The 15,472-nt window shown below is 42.6% G+C and carries 17 protein-coding genes; 6 read left to right on the plus strand and 11 right to left on the minus strand.

Annotated elements, in window-relative coordinates:
* Positions 1–13 precede the first annotated feature (13 nt).
* Genes pal through ybgC form a run of 6 tightly spaced genes read right to left on the minus strand, consistent with a single transcriptional unit; the run spans position 14 to position 4,513 of the window.
* The gene (gene pal / locus ND16A_RS02300; protein ID WP_033079055.1) at positions 14–562 is read right to left on the minus strand and encodes a peptidoglycan-associated lipoprotein Pal; all 549 of its coding nucleotides are present in this window, start codon (positions 560–562) and stop codon (positions 14–16) included.
* A gap of 42 nt (positions 563–604) precedes the next feature.
* Entirely contained in the window at positions 605–1,960 is a 1,356-nt protein-coding gene (gene tolB, locus ND16A_RS02295) for a Tol-Pal system beta propeller repeat protein TolB (protein ID WP_033079056.1), read from the minus strand.
* A gap of 20 nt (positions 1,961–1,980) precedes the next feature.
* Positions 1,981–2,973, minus strand: a complete 993-nt coding sequence (tolA, locus tag ND16A_RS02290) for a cell envelope integrity protein TolA (protein ID WP_235282235.1) — start codon at positions 2,971–2,973, stop codon at positions 1,981–1,983.
* Between the two features lie 3 nt (positions 2,974–2,976).
* The gene (gene tolR, locus ND16A_RS02285) at positions 2,977–3,399 is read right to left on the minus strand and encodes a protein TolR (protein ID WP_033079057.1); all 423 of its coding nucleotides are present in this window, start codon (positions 3,397–3,399) and stop codon (positions 2,977–2,979) included.
* Between the two features lie 21 nt (positions 3,400–3,420).
* Positions 3,421–4,110, minus strand: a complete 690-nt coding sequence (gene tolQ, locus ND16A_RS02280; protein WP_033079058.1) for a protein TolQ — start codon at positions 4,108–4,110, stop codon at positions 3,421–3,423.
* On the minus strand, positions 4,100–4,513 hold the full coding sequence (gene ybgC, locus ND16A_RS02275; protein WP_033079059.1) for a tol-pal system-associated acyl-CoA thioesterase: 414 nt from the start codon (positions 4,511–4,513) through the stop codon (positions 4,100–4,102). The genes tolQ and ybgC overlap by 11 nt, the downstream gene beginning before the upstream one ends.
* Positions 4,514–4,804: 291 nt before the next feature.
* On the opposite strand from ybgC, the gene ND16A_RS02270 reads away from it, so the two are divergent.
* The 3 genes from ND16A_RS02270 to ND16A_RS02260 all read left to right on the plus strand — a co-directional run bounded on the left by ND16A_RS02270 (position 4,805) and on the right by ND16A_RS02260 (position 6,943).
* Positions 4,805–5,788 (plus strand): XdhC family protein, encoded by a 984-nt coding sequence (locus ND16A_RS02270; protein ID WP_033079060.1) that lies wholly within the window; start codon positions 4,805–4,807, stop codon positions 5,786–5,788.
* Complete coding sequence (locus tag ND16A_RS02265) at positions 5,785–6,366, plus strand: nucleotidyltransferase family protein (RefSeq protein ID WP_033079061.1); 582 nt, start codon at positions 5,785–5,787, stop codon at positions 6,364–6,366. The genes ND16A_RS02270 and ND16A_RS02265 overlap by 4 nt, the downstream gene beginning before the upstream one ends.
* Positions 6,367–6,655: 289 nt before the next feature.
* Positions 6,656–6,943, plus strand: a complete 288-nt coding sequence (locus tag ND16A_RS02260) for a GIY-YIG nuclease family protein (protein WP_033077939.1) — start codon at positions 6,656–6,658, stop codon at positions 6,941–6,943.
* A gap of 286 nt (positions 6,944–7,229) precedes the next feature.
* Here ND16A_RS02260 and ND16A_RS02255 read toward each other — a convergent pair whose 3' ends face one another.
* The 5 genes from ND16A_RS02255 to aspS form a co-directional block, all read right to left on the minus strand.
* Positions 7,230–7,646 (minus strand): nuclear transport factor 2 family protein, encoded by a 417-nt coding sequence (locus tag ND16A_RS02255; RefSeq protein ID WP_033079062.1) that lies wholly within the window; start codon positions 7,644–7,646, stop codon positions 7,230–7,232.
* Positions 7,647–7,743: 97 nt separating this feature from the next.
* Positions 7,744–8,751 (minus strand): Holliday junction branch migration DNA helicase RuvB, encoded by a 1,008-nt coding sequence (gene ruvB, locus ND16A_RS02250; protein WP_033079063.1) that lies wholly within the window; start codon positions 8,749–8,751, stop codon positions 7,744–7,746.
* A 123-nt stretch (positions 8,752–8,874) separates the two neighbouring features.
* Positions 8,875–9,501, minus strand: a complete 627-nt coding sequence (gene ruvA / locus ND16A_RS02245) for a Holliday junction branch migration protein RuvA (protein ID WP_033079064.1) — start codon at positions 9,499–9,501, stop codon at positions 8,875–8,877.
* A 160-nt stretch (positions 9,502–9,661) separates the two neighbouring features.
* A complete protein-coding gene (gene ruvC / locus ND16A_RS02240; protein WP_033079065.1) occupies positions 9,662–10,189 on the minus strand; it encodes a crossover junction endodeoxyribonuclease RuvC in 528 nt (175 codons plus the stop codon).
* Positions 10,190–10,373: 184 nt separating this feature from the next.
* A complete protein-coding gene (gene aspS / locus ND16A_RS02235; RefSeq protein WP_033079066.1) occupies positions 10,374–12,161 on the minus strand; it encodes an aspartate--tRNA ligase in 1,788 nt (595 codons plus the stop codon).
* Between the two features lie 466 nt (positions 12,162–12,627).
* Between aspS and cmoA the strand changes: the two genes are divergently transcribed.
* The 3 genes from cmoA (at position 12,628) to ND16A_RS02220 (ending at position 15,342) form a co-directional block, all read left to right on the plus strand.
* Positions 12,628–13,362 carry a carboxy-S-adenosyl-L-methionine synthase CmoA gene (gene cmoA, locus ND16A_RS02230; RefSeq protein WP_033079067.1) on the plus strand — a complete coding sequence of 245 codons (735 nt, stop codon included), beginning with the start codon at positions 12,628–12,630 and terminating at the stop codon, positions 13,360–13,362.
* A gap of 18 nt (positions 13,363–13,380) precedes the next feature.
* Entirely contained in the window at positions 13,381–14,346 is a 966-nt protein-coding gene (cmoB, locus tag ND16A_RS02225) for a tRNA 5-methoxyuridine(34)/uridine 5-oxyacetic acid(34) synthase CmoB (RefSeq protein ID WP_081945682.1), read from the plus strand.
* A gap of 96 nt (positions 14,347–14,442) precedes the next feature.
* Positions 14,443–15,342, plus strand: coding sequence for a LysR family transcriptional regulator (locus ND16A_RS02220; RefSeq protein WP_033079069.1), 900 nt, complete (start codon positions 14,443–14,445; stop codon positions 15,340–15,342).
* The last annotated feature ends 130 nt before the right edge of the window (positions 15,343–15,472 follow it).

Raw genomic sequence — 15,472 nt, forward strand, 5'->3', positions numbered from 1 at the left:
TGACTGTTACAGATTAGTATACAAGTACTGCACGACGGTTTTTCGCAAATGCTGACTCGCTGCGATCACTGATAGCGGGCTTTTCTTCGCCGTAACTAACCGTTTCAATTTGAGACCCTGAAACACCTGAGTTCTCTAAATATTTTTGTACGGCCTGGGCACGACGTTCGCCTAGGGCAATGTTATATTCTGGCGTACCACGCTCATCGGCATGACCTTCGATGACAACACGAGCACTTGAGTTATTTGCTAAATATGCAGCATGCAGGTCTAGTAACTCAGTTACTGATGAATCAAGTTTTGAGGTGTCAAAATCGAAATAGATAACATTAGACGATTGTAACTTCTCTTTTTCATCGGCTTTAATTTTCTCTAAACGAGCAACTTCTGCAGCGGCTGCAGTTTCAGCAGCTTGTTGTTCAGCTTGTGCTTGCTCTACTGCTGCAGCTTCGTTTGCGGCAATTTGAGCATCTGCTTCTGTAGTATCATTTGAGCTACATGCTGCCAATGCCATTAATGGCAAAGCTACCGCAATGCTTTTTACTAGTTTGTTTAAACGCATTATTTTTCCTTTGTTAATTTAAAAATTTTCAATTTATTGTAATTATAAATATGGTGACCATGCTGGTGCTTTAACTTGCCCATTTTTCGCTGGCAAAAGGGCCTTAAACCTACCATCAACAGAAACCAAACCAAGTACTTGGCGGTTACCACGCAAAGTACTATAGATGATCATGCCGCCATTGGGGGCAATACTTGGTGATTCGTCCAATCTTGTTTTCGTTAAAACCTGTATCGGATTCATCGAATCAAGCTCTTGCTTAGCAAGATGGTATTGTCCTTGTGTTCTATTCACCATCACTATCTGACGGCCATCTGGCGTATATGAACCACCTAAATTCATTTCACCATCAAACGTTAATCGTCTCACTTTACCATCGGTTAAATTTACGCGATATAACTGTGGTTTACCACCCCGTTCTGAGGTAAATAGCAAAGATTTTCCATCAGGAGACCAATTTGGTTCAGTATCAATAGCACGATGTCGGGTAATGCGTCGCAATTTTTTCGTGGCAATGTTCATGGTATAAACTTCTGGGTTACCATCTTTTGATAACACTAGCGCCATATTCTTGCCATCCGGCGACCAACGGGGAGCGCCATTGATGCCTTTAAAGCTTGATAACACTTCCCGCTCAGCAGTATAAATATTTTGAATATAAATTTGTGCCTGGCGTTTTTCAAACGTTACATAAGATAACCTGGTACCATCTGGAGACCAGGTTGGTGACATTAGCGGCTCGGATGAGCTCAATAACACTTGCTCGTTATAACCGTCGTAATCGGCGATCACTAATTGATACTTTTTAGCACCGCTGTCGCGCACGATCACGTAGGCAATTTTCGTTAAAAACGCGCCCCTGTTTCCGGTTAATTTTTCAAATACACTGTCAGAAATTTGATGCGCTTTCGGTCTGAATAAGCTTGTCGGAATGTACTGGTTAGGTTTTGAATTAATTAATACATGAGAGCTGCTTTGTACCAATTGACCATTTTGCAAAGAGCTACCATTGGCATCTTTCATTTGTCCTTCGATCACATCAATTAACTTAAATGAAACCAGATAATTGTTTGGCGATGCTTGTTTTATCTCGCCCATGACTATGGCTTCTACACCTAAATCAGCCCAGGCCTGGTAGTCAATGTCACTAACCTTACTTGGCTGTTGTGGCATATTCATTGCGTTTATCGGATTAAATTTACCACTGCGCAGTAAATCATCGCTGATCACTTGGGCAATGTTTTCAGGTAACTGTTCGCTGCCTTCGTAGGTAAACGGCAATACTGCAATCGGACGAGCGGTATTCACGCCGCCAGTGATCACTAATTCAAGCTCAGCATAAGCTTTGCTTATAAAAGCGCTCATTAACATAACGCTGATAATAACTTTTTTAAACATAATAGTTGTTAAGGTTCCAATTATTGATATTCAGAATGGTAAGTTAAACTAATATCTCTTAGTTGTTCAAATACTTCCGGATCTTTCGATACGGGTAAGGTGCCGGTTTTATTTACGGCTTTCACCGCTTCTTTACAAACGTAAGGGTCGCCCGTTCCCGATTGCACATTGATAACGAAGCCACTGCTGGCTAAGGTTATTTTTAACTTACATGATTTTCCTTTAAAGCTAGGATCATCAATAAAGTTACGTTTAATCGCCTGTGTCATTAATGCGGCGTATTTATCAACTTCATTCATCACTTGTTGACTACGGGCACTCGAACGAGCTTGCATTTCTTCTTGCATTTGTTGCTCTAGCAAACGTTCTTGCTCGGCACGCTCGGCTGCGGCTTTCTTGCGTTTGTCATCCTCAAGTTTTTTACGGCGGCGTTTTTCAGCTGCGTCCGCTGCCGCTTTTTCTTCTTTAATTCGTTTTGCTTTCGCGTCCTCTGCCGCTTGTTCGGCTTGCTTGCGTTCTTGCTCTTTTTTCTTCCGGGTTTTCTCTGCGCTGGCAGCTTTGGCCTTGGATTTTTTCGCAGCATCATCCGCTTTTTTCTTTTCAACTTCTTTTTGTTTACGTTGTTTTTCTAAATTTTTAATACGTTCGGCTTCTTTTTGACGTTTTATCTTCGCGTCATTAGCACGTTTTTCCAGTTCTTTAATTCGATCCCGTTCACGTTTTGCTGACGCTTCTTTTTGCTTTTTAAGCTTGTCCACCTGCTGCTTTAACTTGCTTTCATCAATCACCACCGCATCAATCACTTGCATTTGCGGTTTAGCTTGTGGTTTTGCTTTTGGCGAAAAGTCGGCATTCAGCATTAGCACTATGGCCATCACCAAATGGATGCCCACTGCGGCGCCAATGGCAATGTAGTATTGTTGTTTCAGGTTTTTACCATCGGGTAAATAGGTAAACACCAGCATGCATTGATTGACTAAACTGGCTATCGCGTTTTTAAAGAAGGCAAACACTGCTTATAACTCCGGCGACTCAGTCATTAATCCCACAGAAGGCACACCCGCTTGCTGTAACAGCACCATCAATTGAATCACCGAATTATAAGGTACATTACCATCACCATTAACCACAACCGGCGTTTCTGGGTCAACCAGCAGACGCGCTTTTACTAACACGGCCAACTCATCAGGATCCAATGGGTCTGATTTGCTATCACCTACATTTAAATAGAACAAGCCCTCGGCATCGACACTGGCCACTAATGGTGTTTTTGAATCTTGCGGTAACGATTCAGAATCGGCTTTTGGTAAGTCAACCTTCACCCCTTGGGTGATCAGTGGCGCCGTGACCATAAAGATGATCAGTAACACCAACATTACATCGATATACGGGACCACATTGATTTCAGCGACGCGTTTACGTTTAACTCGAACGTACATGCTAAATCCTACTTCAATCTATTAAGCTTGCTGGCGATTAGAAGCAACCGCCTGGCGTTGTAATATGCTGGCAAACTCTTCGACAAAATTACCGTAACTGTTTTCTAGTCTCTCAACGCTGTGCGAGAAACGGTTAAATGCCATAACCGCAGGAATGGCGGCAAACAGGCCCATGGCAGTGGCGATAAGAGCTTCAGCAATGCCTGGTGCTACCATCGCAAGTGTGGCTTGTTGTACAGCACCCAAAGCGATAAATGAATTCATGATCCCCCAAACGGTGCCAAACAAACCAATGTAAGGGCTAATGGAGCCAACCGTGGCTAAAAATGACAGGTGAGTTTCTAACTCGTCTACTTCTCGCGACAGCGCCACGCGCATGGCGCGGTGAGTACCATCTGCTACCGCTTGTGAACTGGCATCAGGGCTTTTGCGAATGCGGGCAAACTCTTTAAAGCCGGCGACAAACAAACTTTCAATACCATCCACATTTTTCCGGGCACTGACTTCTTTGAATAAGCTGCTTAAGTCGGCGCCAGACCAAAATTTATCTTCAAATGTTTGTGATTGTACTTGCGCTTTGTTAATTGCTTTCGAGCGTTGGATGATCATGGTCCAGGAAGCAATGGAAAAGCCTAACAGACAAAGCATTACTGCTTGTACTAATAAACTTGCTTGTAAAAATAAGTCAAAAAACGAGAGTTCAGCGTGCACTGTGTAAGGCTCCTAAAATTTGTTCTGGTATAGCACAAGGTTTGGCACGTTCTAAATTGACACTGGCAACGAGCACAGAAACATTACACAAAACGTCTCCGTGTTGATTTGCAATCGCCTGTGAAAAGACCAAACTGGCTTTCTTTAAATTTGTAATTGTTGTTGTTATGGTTAGCAAGTCATCAAGTTTGGCAGACGCTTTGTTATCCATTTCAACTTTTCTGACCACAAAACCTAATTTTTGTTCAAGAAAAAATGACTGATTTATGCCTAGCGCTCTTAACCACTCGGTACGAGCTCGTTCGGCAAACTTTAAATAATTAGCGTAATAGACGATGCCACCGGCGTCGGTGTCTTCGTAGTAAACTCTGAGTTGATAGCTAAAGGCGTTATTATTTGTCATAGTAGCAAAATGCTAGTGAATTAGTTTGAATCGCAATGCCCTATGTTACGCGAATTTTGGCTATACACTCAAGGGAATATCGGCGATATGGGCTATTTTTTTCAGTAAATAACAACAATGTAATTGAAATGTAATTGGAATGTAACAAGTGTAGCTTGATCGGTTGAAACCTTTGGTTACAAATCAGCTTAAATCAAGCCTCCTTTTACGCCTGAAATAAGCCATTTAATTTTTACTTCCCATTCAATAATCAGTAAGTTAATAACAATCATTGTTAACGCTAAGTGTTTAATGCAATTAACCGATATTCACGTAATCAAAAAAGCGAACGATTGGCTGACTAAAAATAAGCCCGTCTGGCTCTGCACTATTTTAAATACCTACGGCTCCGCCCCTCGCCCTATCGGCTCAATTTTTGTCACCGATGGCGATAAGCGTTACGGCTCCATTTCAGGAGGCTGTTTGGAAGACGTGTTTGTTGAGATGATAGCACAAGGACAGTTTCAGCGGTCCAACCAAACCTTTATTTATGGTGAACATGGCACTGAACAAAACATAGTAAGAGAGCTGCCCTGTGGTGGCACCATTAAGTTATTGGTCGAGAAACTGTTACCTGGTGCTGAAAATAAGTCGCACCTCCAGCAATGGTTAACTTTTGCCGAAGCACAGCAGCCGTTTTGCCGCGAAGTTTTTTTACAGCAAGAGTTGCGAACCATCAGTGCTATTGGTCAACAAGCAACGGAACAAATTGTAACTGCCGAGCAATCAATAACGTTGGCTTACGCACAGATTTATCGCTTGTTATTGATCGGTATTGGTCAGGTAACAGAACATGTGGCGCAACTCGGTTTACTTGCCGGCTTTGATGTGAAAGTGTGTGATATGCGCAAAGAACTCGCCAGCAGTTGGCGCTTTAACAAAGCCAATGGTGGCGTTGATGTCATATGGATGTCGCCAGATTTATTTATTGATAAATACGTTAATCACAGAACCGCAGTTTTAGCTTTAGCGCACGACCCACGTATAGACGATGTCGCACTGATGAACGTATTTGCCAGTGAGGCCTTTTATATCGGCGCAATGGGCTCGCAGCGTACCACGGAAACTCGCAATGAAAGACTGCAACGGATTTGTGAGTTAAGCGAGCAGCAACTGAGCCGTTTACATGCACCAATAGGGTTAAATATTGGCAGTAAAACGCCGGTAGAAATTGCCATTTCCATCCTCGCCGATATCATCCGGGTTCGTCATCAAATAAACAAAGAGCAATTATGAGTAACCATGTCGCACTGGTATTAGCCGCAGGGTTTTCAAAGCGCTATGGCAGCGATAAACGCTTAAGTGGCAAAAATAAGCCGATGATTTTGCAATGCTTAGATAAGATTTGTGCACACTATAAACATGTATTTGTTATCCACCGTCATCAAGATGATGCTCTTATAGATCTCATCAACGCTAATCAAGCCACATTAATACCCGCGCCATTAGAGAATATTGGTATTGGCACCAGCATCGCAACCGGCGTAAGAAAAATTGAACAATCAATTGCTACCATAGACAGCATAAGTATTTTTTTAGCGGATATGCCATTTATCCAGTTTGAGTCAATAAGTGCAGTGATAAAACAAGCAAACCCAAACAGTATCGTAAGACCCGTATTTAACCATCAATCTGGCCACCCGGTGTGTTTTGGCAAATTCTTTTTCCCTGCATTAAAAGCTTTATCCGGCGATAACGGCGCAATGAGTATCATAAAAAATAACCGCCCGGCGTTCGTTGAAATAGAGGTGAGCGATGAAGGTGTTATAGCAGATATTGATCTGACAGAGCATTGGCCATCACAATCAAAGTGAAGGTGATTCAGTTATTGAAATAAATCACTTATTGCTAATCGCGATTATTGTAAAATCACAAAAAAATCATTTCAAACTTGTTTTTTAAATTTCCGTGAACGTATCAAATGTGCCATTCAGAGACGTTTAACCTTCCAATATCAGGGCATACTTAGAAACAATTAACCACGTCATTGCGGCGCAGGCCGCAACCCCCTTTCGGATATAGCGTGCCTATAAACAATTGCTTCCTCAAATTAATTTCAATTAAGCTACAATTAAATTTCATTCATTGAAAAGGAATTCAATCATGAAACAACCCGCAATCTATATTATTTCAAATGTTCACAATACAGTTCTGTACATTGGCGTAACCAGCAATTTAGTTCAACGAATATACCAACATAAAGAAAAGCTTATTGGTGGTTTTAGTGCTAAATACAACTTAACAAAACTTGTTTATTTTGAATTATTCAACGACATGGAAAACGCGATTGTAAGAGAAAAGCGATTAAAGCAGTGGCATCGAAGATGGAAAAATAGATTAATTGGAGGGGTAAATCCAAACTGGCGAGATTTATACCTTGATATTATTTGAGTTTATTTTTGCTAGCCACAGCATGCGTCAGGAGGTTGCGGCCTGCGCCGCAATGACGGTGTGTTTTTTCTAGATTAAGTGGTGTATTGTACGGCTCTTAATCGCTCTTTATAGCCGTTGACTACTTCTTCTTTTTCGATGCAACAAAAATAACGATAAATACAACAAATATCACACCTATAGTAGACCAAGTCATAAATGCTCCTTAAAACCAACTTTCTATTAATTGCTCACACTAGCCTTTCGATTTCAATAAATAACCATTACTTTATTGGAGGTATCAAAGTTACCAATACTCTTTTATCAGGGTGATTTTACCATCGTTAAACTCAAACAAACGCATTAATGGTTTTTTATCAACCTCAGTAGCTCCATTCATTTCAGTTGTAGATACATAGGTAATTGAGATTGCGTTTAGCCCCTCAATCTTGTCTATGATTTCTGTAGATAATGAATCGGCAACTCCCATATAATTTTTTAGTCCCTGAATGAATTCCTTTTTCGTTAAGTCGGCACTGTAATTAGGGTGTTGGTAGCGCATATCCTCGGCTAGTAGCAGTGCCACATTTTCGATATCGCTTACTACTGCCCCTTTAACTTTGGTTTTATCGCTTAACGTTATAAATTCAGTAACTAAAGAGTCATTTGCAGCACTGGCAGCAAATGAAATAGATAAAATTAGTAATAATAAAATTTTCCGCATATTCCCTCGATATTTTTAAGTATTATTTGTCTGAACAGTCGATACAAGGCGTTATGAGATAGACTGACTAAGAACTTTCGATTAAAAATTAAAAAACTTACTGCTTTGGCTTATCCAAACCAAAGTGCAAATAGGCATTGTCGGTAACAATGCGACCACGTGGAGTGCGCTGTAAAAACCCTTGTTGAATCAAAAACGGTTCAATCACATCTTCAATGGTTTCGCGCTCCTCACCAATAGCCGCGGCAACGTTATCTAAGCCGACCGGGCCGCCGCCAAATTTATCAATAATGGCGAGCAACAGTTTTCTATCCATTAAATCAAAGCCTTCACCATCTACCTCGAGCATATTTAACGCTTTACAGGCGGTATCTTGGCCTACCGGGCCGGTAGTTTTGACTTCGGCATAATCTCTAACCCGGCGCAATAAACGATTGGCGATTCGTGGGGTACCGCGCGAGCGGCGTGCCACTTCAAATGCGCCTTCATCGTTTAAATCGACATTCAAAAAATGCGAGGAGCGGCTAATGATGTCTTTTAAATCTTCTACTTTATAAAACTCTAAGCGTTGTACTATGCCAAAACGATCACGCAGTGGTGAGGTTAAAGAGCCGGCACGTGTTGTTGCCCCGATCAAAGTAAATGGTGGTAAATCCAGTTTGATTGAACGCGCCGCCGGGCCTTCACCTATCATGATGTCGAGCTGATAATCTTCCATCGCCGGATAGAGGATTTCTTCTACCACCGGGCTTAAGCGATGAATTTCATCAATAAATAACACATCGTTTTCTTCTAAATTGGTTAACAGCGCCGCCAAGTCTCCGGCTTTTTCCAATACCGGACCCGATGTGGTGCGAATGTTCACCCCCATTTCATTGGCAACGATGTTGGCTAATGTCGTTTTACCAAGGCCCGGCGGGCCAAAAATCAACAGGTGATCGAGTGGCTCATTTCGATTTTTAGCAGCAGTAATGAATATTTCCATCTGCTCTTTTACCGGCTCTTGGCCGGTGTAGTCGCCGAGCATTTTCGGGCGAATGGCTCTATCAATCGTTTCTTCTTCACGACTTGCAGTAGGTTGTATTAATCGATCGGCTTCAATCATAGTATTCGACTTAGTGTTATATATTCAGTTACAGTTATGGTGTTATAAATTTAGTTATTTTTATTGTTCTTGGTTAGGGTGTCAGTATTGGTGTTAATGTTAGCAACACAGATTCACTATAGATTACAGCATAGATTTCAATGCGTCTCGAATTAACTCTTCTGAGCTCATATCTTCAACAAATACCGCTTTAACCGCTTTGTCTGCCTGAATGTGTTTGTAGCCCAGAGATACCAGCGCGGTAATGGCATCATCTTTATTATTTGCTGCACTTAGCAAGGAATTGTCAGCAGTAATCGTGTCTACCGGGAAACTGTCTGTTGCCGGAGTCGCAGTATCCTGGCCCCAGTCTTTGAGTTTATCGCGCATTTCAATGAGTAGTCGCTCTGCGGTCTTTTTGCCAACACCAGGTATTTTTACAATCGTGGCTACATCATCAAGGTTTACACAATGGACAAACTGCCCTGCCGACATATTCGACAAGATGGCCAACGCCAATTTGGGCCCGACACCATTCACCTTGATTAATAAGCGAAACAATTTACGCTCTGTTTGGTTGGCAAAGCCGTATAACAATTGCGCATCTTCTCGCACGACAAAATGAATATAAATAGTCGCTTCTTGTTCAAGCTTTGGGAGATGGTAAAAACTGGTCATGGGTAGAGTGACTTCATAGCCAACACCGTTACATTCGAGTAAAATTTCTGGGGCCTGTTTTTCTATTAATAACCCGCGTAAACGTCCTATCACAGTAATATCCTATCAATTATTCTTGCTTTTAATGATTTGCATTAGGTATGCACTTTAATACTGTATATATTACCACTGTATAAATATATAGCAAACAGAAAGCTTGTTTAAAAACCGGGGTCAGAGTCAAATTTACCGTAACCTGACTCTGACCCTAGTTTTATCTAAGCCGTCCGCGTACCGTTTTTTTCGCCTGGCCGGCCATTTTTATTAACGAGTCATAACTATGACCATGACAAATTGCGATGGCTAAGGCATCGGCCGCATCGGCTTGCGGTGGTGCCGGTAGCTTTAAAAATGAGGTGACCATATGCTGCACTTGTTTCTTATCGGCAGCACCGGTGCCAACTACGGCTTGTTTAATTTGCCTGGCCGAGTATTCAGCCACTTCAATGCCATTATTGGTCGCCGCGACAATGGCCGCGCCCCTAGCCTGCCCAAGTTTTAAGGCGCCACCGGGGTTTAACCCCATAAAGACTTGCTCGATGGCAAACATATCGGGTTTAAATTGTAATATCAGCTCAGACACACCAGCAAAGATGATTTGTAATCGTTCGGGGTGGTTATCGCCAGCAGCTAAGGTTTTAATACAACCACTGCCAAGATAATTAAATTTACGTCCCTGTTTTTCGATTACCCCATAACCGGTTAGTCTCGAACCAGGGTCGATTCCTAAAATGATACTCATGAATATTAGTAGACTTATAAAGGTATGAGTTTAAAGATGCCATAGAACGGCGTAAATGAAAAGCAAGCACGACTAAAACGCCGGCCGCTCGTTGCCCGAAGCTCGTAGCTCGTAGCTCGTAGCTCGTAGCTAAAAAAAACCTTGCTCAATCACTCAAGCAAGGCCTTTTTTAAACTATCAAATTCTATTCAGAATCGTCTGCTTTCGCTTCTGCTGGAATGGCTTGAACGCCCAACTCTACCAATTGTGCCGGGTTAGCACGACCTGGCGCGTTGGTTAATGGACAAGCAGCCGTTGTGGTTTTCGGGAATGCCATCACGTCACGAATAGACGTAGCGCCAGTCATTAACATGACGATGCGGTCTAAGCCAAACGCTAAGCCCGCATGTGGAGGTGTACCGTAGCGTAAAGCTTCGAGTAAGAAGCCAAATTTCTCTTCAGCTTCGTCATCGCTAATGCCTAAAATTCTAAATACGGCGGCTTGCATTTCCTGGCTGTGGATACGTACAGAACCACCGCCTAATTCACAACCGTTAAGCACCATATCGTAGGCATTTGATAATGCACCAATTGGATTGGCTTCTAACTCTTGTGCCGTTAAATCGCTAGGCGCGGTAAACGGGTGGTGCAAGGCATGCATGTTGCCATCGATTTCTTCAAACATAGGGAAATCAACAACCCATAATGGTTTCCAGCCTTCAACCGTTAAGCCTAAGTCTTCACCCAGTTTTAAACGAAGTGCGCCTAACGCTTCCGTAACTACTGTGTTCTTGTCTGCGCCAAATAAGATTAAATCACCCGTTTGGGCATTCGTACGCGCTAATAACTCAGTTACCGCGGCTTCGGGTAAGAATTTCAAGATAGGCGATTGTAAGCCTTCCATGCCAGCATCTTTGTCGTTCACTTTTAACCAGGCTAATCCTTTGGCACCATAAATGTTGACATACTTGGTGTAATCATCGAGGTTTTTACGAGAGACTTTACTGGCCGCACCGGGGACACAAATAACCGCAACACGGCCGTTTTCATCATTGGCAGGACCCGAGAATACTTTAAACTCAACGTCTTTTAAGATATCGGCAACATCGACAATTTCCAGCGGGTTACGTAAATCAGGTTTGTCTGAGCCAAAACGTTGCATCGCTTCCGAATATGGCATGCGTGGGAAGTCGCCCAAATCCACATTTAATAATGATTGGAATAACTCACGGATCATGGTTTCGGTAACTGCCATTACCTGATCAGCACTCATGAACGATGTTTCGATATCTATTTGGGTAAATTCTGGCTGACGGTCAGCACGTAAATCTTCATCACGGAAACATTTCACAATTTGGTAATAACGCTCCATACCCGACATCATCAGTAATTGTTTAAATAACTGCGGCGATTGTGGTAAGGCAAAAAAGTTACCTTTTTGAGTACGACTTGGTACCAAGTAATCACGAGCACCTTCAGGAGTTGCCGCCGTTAAAATTGGCGTTTCAATGTCCAGGAACCCTTGTTTTTCAAGAGACGCACGTACTTGTGATGTCACTTTTGCACGAAAACGTAAACGTTCAGTCATTTCTGGACGACGTAAATCCAGGTAACGGTACTTTAAGCGTTGCTCTTCAGAATTTTTTTGATGGTTATCAAGCGTCAACGGCAGTGGTGCAGCTTTAGAGATAATATTTAACTCTAAGCCTAATACTTCAATAGCACCGGTCGCCATATCTTTATTGATTTGCGTCTCAGGACGGGCACGAACTTTACCTTTAATTTGAACACAAAATTCATTACGCAGAGTATTTGCTGTGGCTAATACTTCCGCCAGGTCGGGATCAAATACCACCTGTACGATACCTTCACGATCACGCAAATCTACAAAAATCACCGCACCTAAGTCGCGACGACGATTAACCCAACCACAAAGAGTTACTTCTTGTTCTACGTGAGATTCATTCACCTCACCACAAAATAAACTGCGCATGTCTAATATCCTGAAAATAATATTGCTGTGCATCTGAACTAGCGAGCAACCGCTCTGTTACGGTTTAAGATGCCTAAAATTAAAAGCGGTATTATAAAGCAAATGTCATTAATGTCACCTGCAAACCATAGTGATTAATGATTTTTCCATTGCTTTAGCGTTTTTTATCAGCATTCTTGCTCGATTGTGAAATAGATTGCTGAGATTATTTCTCTAACGGTAAATTTTAAGATAAAATAACTAGGGTCTGTTGACCTTTGAGGTACAAATTTTGTTCAAACAGGCGAGCTTTGAACAAGGCATGGCGATAGAAGTTTGGTTGTTCCAAATGATTGAGCCATAACGCGGAGCAAAGCTCGCCTGTTTGAACCCGAAGGGCAGCAAAAATGCACCGCAAAGATCAACAGACCCTAATAATATCGACCATTCTATTCACTTAAAATAGCTAATTAAATAAGCAGGTTAAATGAGTCAACAAGATACAGATCTTATTTATTCCAAGCCACACACCAAAGTGGCGGATTTTCGTTTTGACGCGCAAGTGGTTGAAGTGTTTCCAGACATGATCAAACGCTCGGTGCCAGGCTACAATACCATCATTGAAACCATTGGCCAGCTCAGTCACAAGTATGCGCAAGATAACAGTAACATATACGATTTGGGTTGTTCTTTAGGCGCAGCCAGTTTGGCGATGCGGCAAAATATCAGCGCGCAGAACTGCCAAATTATCGCCATTGATAACTCGAAAGAGATGGTAGAACGCTGCCAAATTCATGTAAATGCGTTTAAAGCCAATACCCCGTGTACCGTCAAACAAGGCGATATTCTCAGTGAAGACATGCACAATGCCTCAGTGATTGTTTTAAACTTCACCCTACAGTTTATCCCAAGCGAACAGCGACAAACGCTATTGTCGAAAATTGCCGACGCCCTGCTGCCGGGTGGCGTATTGATTTTATCGGAAAAAATTTACGACAATGATCCGGTATGCAAAGACTTACTGAACGATTTACACCACAATTTTAAACGAGCCAATGGTTATAGTGACTTGGAAATTGCGCAAAAGCGCGCAGCTATCGAAAACGTAATGCTGCCAGATACGCTAACCACACATTTGCAGCGTTTAGATAACGCCGGTTTTCGCCATGCTACCCCCTGGTTTCAATGTTTTAACTTTTTCTCACTGATTGCCATCAAATAACAGACAAAAGATATTCCCATGAATTTATTTAATCGATTTTATCAACAAATTGCTGGTAACAACCTGGCGCACTGGCTTACCTGTTTGCCGCAGCAATTGGCCGACTGGCAAAAGCATGACTTGCACGGTGAATTCTCCAAGTGGCTAAAAACTCTGGATGCGCTGCCGCAAACAAAGGCAAGCACAATCGATATCAGCAATAGTGTCACCATTGGTACTAGTGACGACATCAATCAGGGCGAACAAAAACGCATCACCAATTTACTGAAAAATTTCAAGCCCTGGCGTAAAGGCCCCTACCACGTACATGGTATTCATATTGATACCGAATGGCGCAGCGACTTTAAATGGGATCGGTTGGCCCCGCACATTAGTGATTTAAAAAACCGCTATGTATTAGATATTGGCTGTGGCAGTGGCTACCACTTATGGCGCATGCGTGGCGACGGCGCCAAGTTTGTCGTTGGTATCGATCCAACGCAATTATTTTTGATGCAATTTTTAGCGATGCAGCACTTCATCAAAGACGACAACGTTAACTTGTTGCCATTAGGCGTTGAGCACTTACCTGAGCTAAAAGCCTTCGACACAGTATTTGCCATGGGCGTGCTGTACCACAGAAAATCGCCCATCGATTTTTTGCAGCAATTAAAAGCTCAGTTAAAACCCGGTGGCGAATTAGTGTTGGAAACGTTAATCATTGAAGGCGACGAACATACGGTATTAGTGCCCGGCGATCGCTATGCAAAAATGCGCAACGTTTGGTTTTTGCCCAGTGGCGCCGCATTAGTGCACTGGATGGAACGATTGGGCTTTAAAAACGTGCGTGTAGTAAGTACCGATCAAACCGCATTTGAAGAACAGCGTCAAACACCATGGATGGATACCGAGTCGTTACAAGACTTCCTTGATCCCGATGATGCCAACAAAACCATCGAGGGCTACCCGGCACCATTAAGAGCTATCGTCATCGCTAACGCCTAAAGCTAAGGTTATGGCTATAGTGCAGAACTAAGAACCGGGTTGAGTAAATAAAATAGAACGTTAATAACAAGAGACAGCCAATATAAAGAGATAACTATGGATAAAGTCTTTCGCGCCAAAACCACCATCGAGCAATGGCGGATATTGCATGCTGTGGTTGAGCATGGCAGTTATGCCAAGGCCAGTGAGGTGCTGAATAAAAGTCAGTCCTCGCTCAATCATGCGGTGGCAAAATTACAGTCACAACTAGGTATTGCGCTGTTAGAGGTGGATGGCCGAAAAACTCAACTCACGACAGCTGGCAGTGCGATGCTACGCCGCTCGAAAAAAATTCTGCAAGACATGCAATCACTAGAAGAGTTTGCCGATACCTTAAACGGCGGCTGGGAAGCAGAAATTACCATCGCCTGTGAAGTGCTGTATCCAAAACATCGTTTATTAAATGCGTTAAAAGACTACTGGCCAAAAAGCCATGGCAGTCGTTTAAAAATAACCGACGAAGTAATCTCAGGCTCTACTGAAGCGATTAAAAACAAAACTGCAGATCTGGTATTAAGTCCGCACTTTCCCGAAGGCGTGCATGGAAACTACCTTTACACCACAACCATGCTACCTGTGTGTTTACATAGTCATGAAATACTGCAAACCAACAGCATAAGTAGTGAAGAATTGGCCGATTATTTACAGCTGGTGATCGGCGATACCGGTATGGCGAAACCCGATAAGGGTTGGCTTAAGGCCGAAAAGCGCTGGACGGTTTCCAGCTTTTATGAAGCCATTACCATATTAAAGCAAGGCATAGGTTTTTGCTGGGTACCAAAACATTTAATCGAGTCCGAGCTTAACGATGGCTCTTTAATCGCGATTAAGTTAGAAGGCTCTACCTCATTGGCAGTGCCAGTCACCTTAGTGATCCCCGACAGAAAAAATGCAGGCCCAGGGGTATTGTTGCTCGAGCAAGTGATTTTGGCGGAGCATCAAGCCGACAGAGAATAATAGCAATTAGTATAAAGACAATATTTTGAGGTCTTGATCTTCCTCATGTGCTTGATATAGTGGTATTAACTTGGACTCGAGATATACAGCCCCCACTTTCCCGAGTTGAGGTTTTTAACAATAATAATAC

The sequence above is a fragment of the Thalassotalea sp. ND16A genome (assembly GCF_000764205.1).
Lineage (GTDB): Bacteria > Pseudomonadota > Gammaproteobacteria > Enterobacterales > Alteromonadaceae > Thalassotalea_A.

Bases quoted from the DNA above. Each gene is read 5' to 3' on its own strand.
- pal (WP_033079055.1), bottom strand. From the start codon at position 562: ATGCGTTTAAACAAACTAGTAAAAAGCATTGCGGTAGCTTTGCCATTA.
- tolB (WP_033079056.1), bottom strand. From the start codon at position 1,960: ATGTTTAAAAAAGTTATTATCAGCGTTATGTTAATGAGCGCTTTTATA.
- tolR (WP_033079057.1), bottom strand. From the start codon at position 3,399: ATGTACGTTCGAGTTAAACGTAAACGCGTCGCTGAAATCAATGTGGTC.
- ybgC (WP_033079059.1), bottom strand. From the start codon at position 4,513: ATGACAAATAATAACGCCTTTAGCTATCAACTCAGAGTTTACTACGAA.
- ND16A_RS02270 (WP_033079060.1), top strand. From the start codon at position 4,805: ATGCAATTAACCGATATTCACGTAATCAAAAAAGCGAACGATTGGCTG.
- ND16A_RS02265 (WP_033079061.1), top strand. From the start codon at position 5,785: ATGAGTAACCATGTCGCACTGGTATTAGCCGCAGGGTTTTCAAAGCGC.
- ND16A_RS02260 (WP_033077939.1), top strand. From the start codon at position 6,656: ATGAAACAACCCGCAATCTATATTATTTCAAATGTTCACAATACAGTT.
- ND16A_RS02255 (WP_033079062.1), bottom strand. From the start codon at position 7,646: ATGCGGAAAATTTTATTATTACTAATTTTATCTATTTCATTTGCTGCC.
- ruvB (WP_033079063.1), bottom strand. From the start codon at position 8,751: ATGATTGAAGCCGATCGATTAATACAACCTACTGCAAGTCGTGAAGAA.
- ruvC (WP_033079065.1), bottom strand. From the start codon at position 10,189: ATGAGTATCATTTTAGGAATCGACCCTGGTTCGAGACTAACCGGTTAT.
- aspS (WP_033079066.1), bottom strand. From the start codon at position 12,161: ATGCGCAGTTTATTTTGTGGTGAGGTGAATGAATCTCACGTAGAACAA.
- cmoA (WP_033079067.1), top strand. From the start codon at position 12,628: ATGAGTCAACAAGATACAGATCTTATTTATTCCAAGCCACACACCAAA.
- cmoB (WP_081945682.1), top strand. From the start codon at position 13,381: ATGAATTTATTTAATCGATTTTATCAACAAATTGCTGGTAACAACCTG.
- ND16A_RS02220 (WP_033079069.1), top strand. From the start codon at position 14,443: ATGGATAAAGTCTTTCGCGCCAAAACCACCATCGAGCAATGGCGGATA.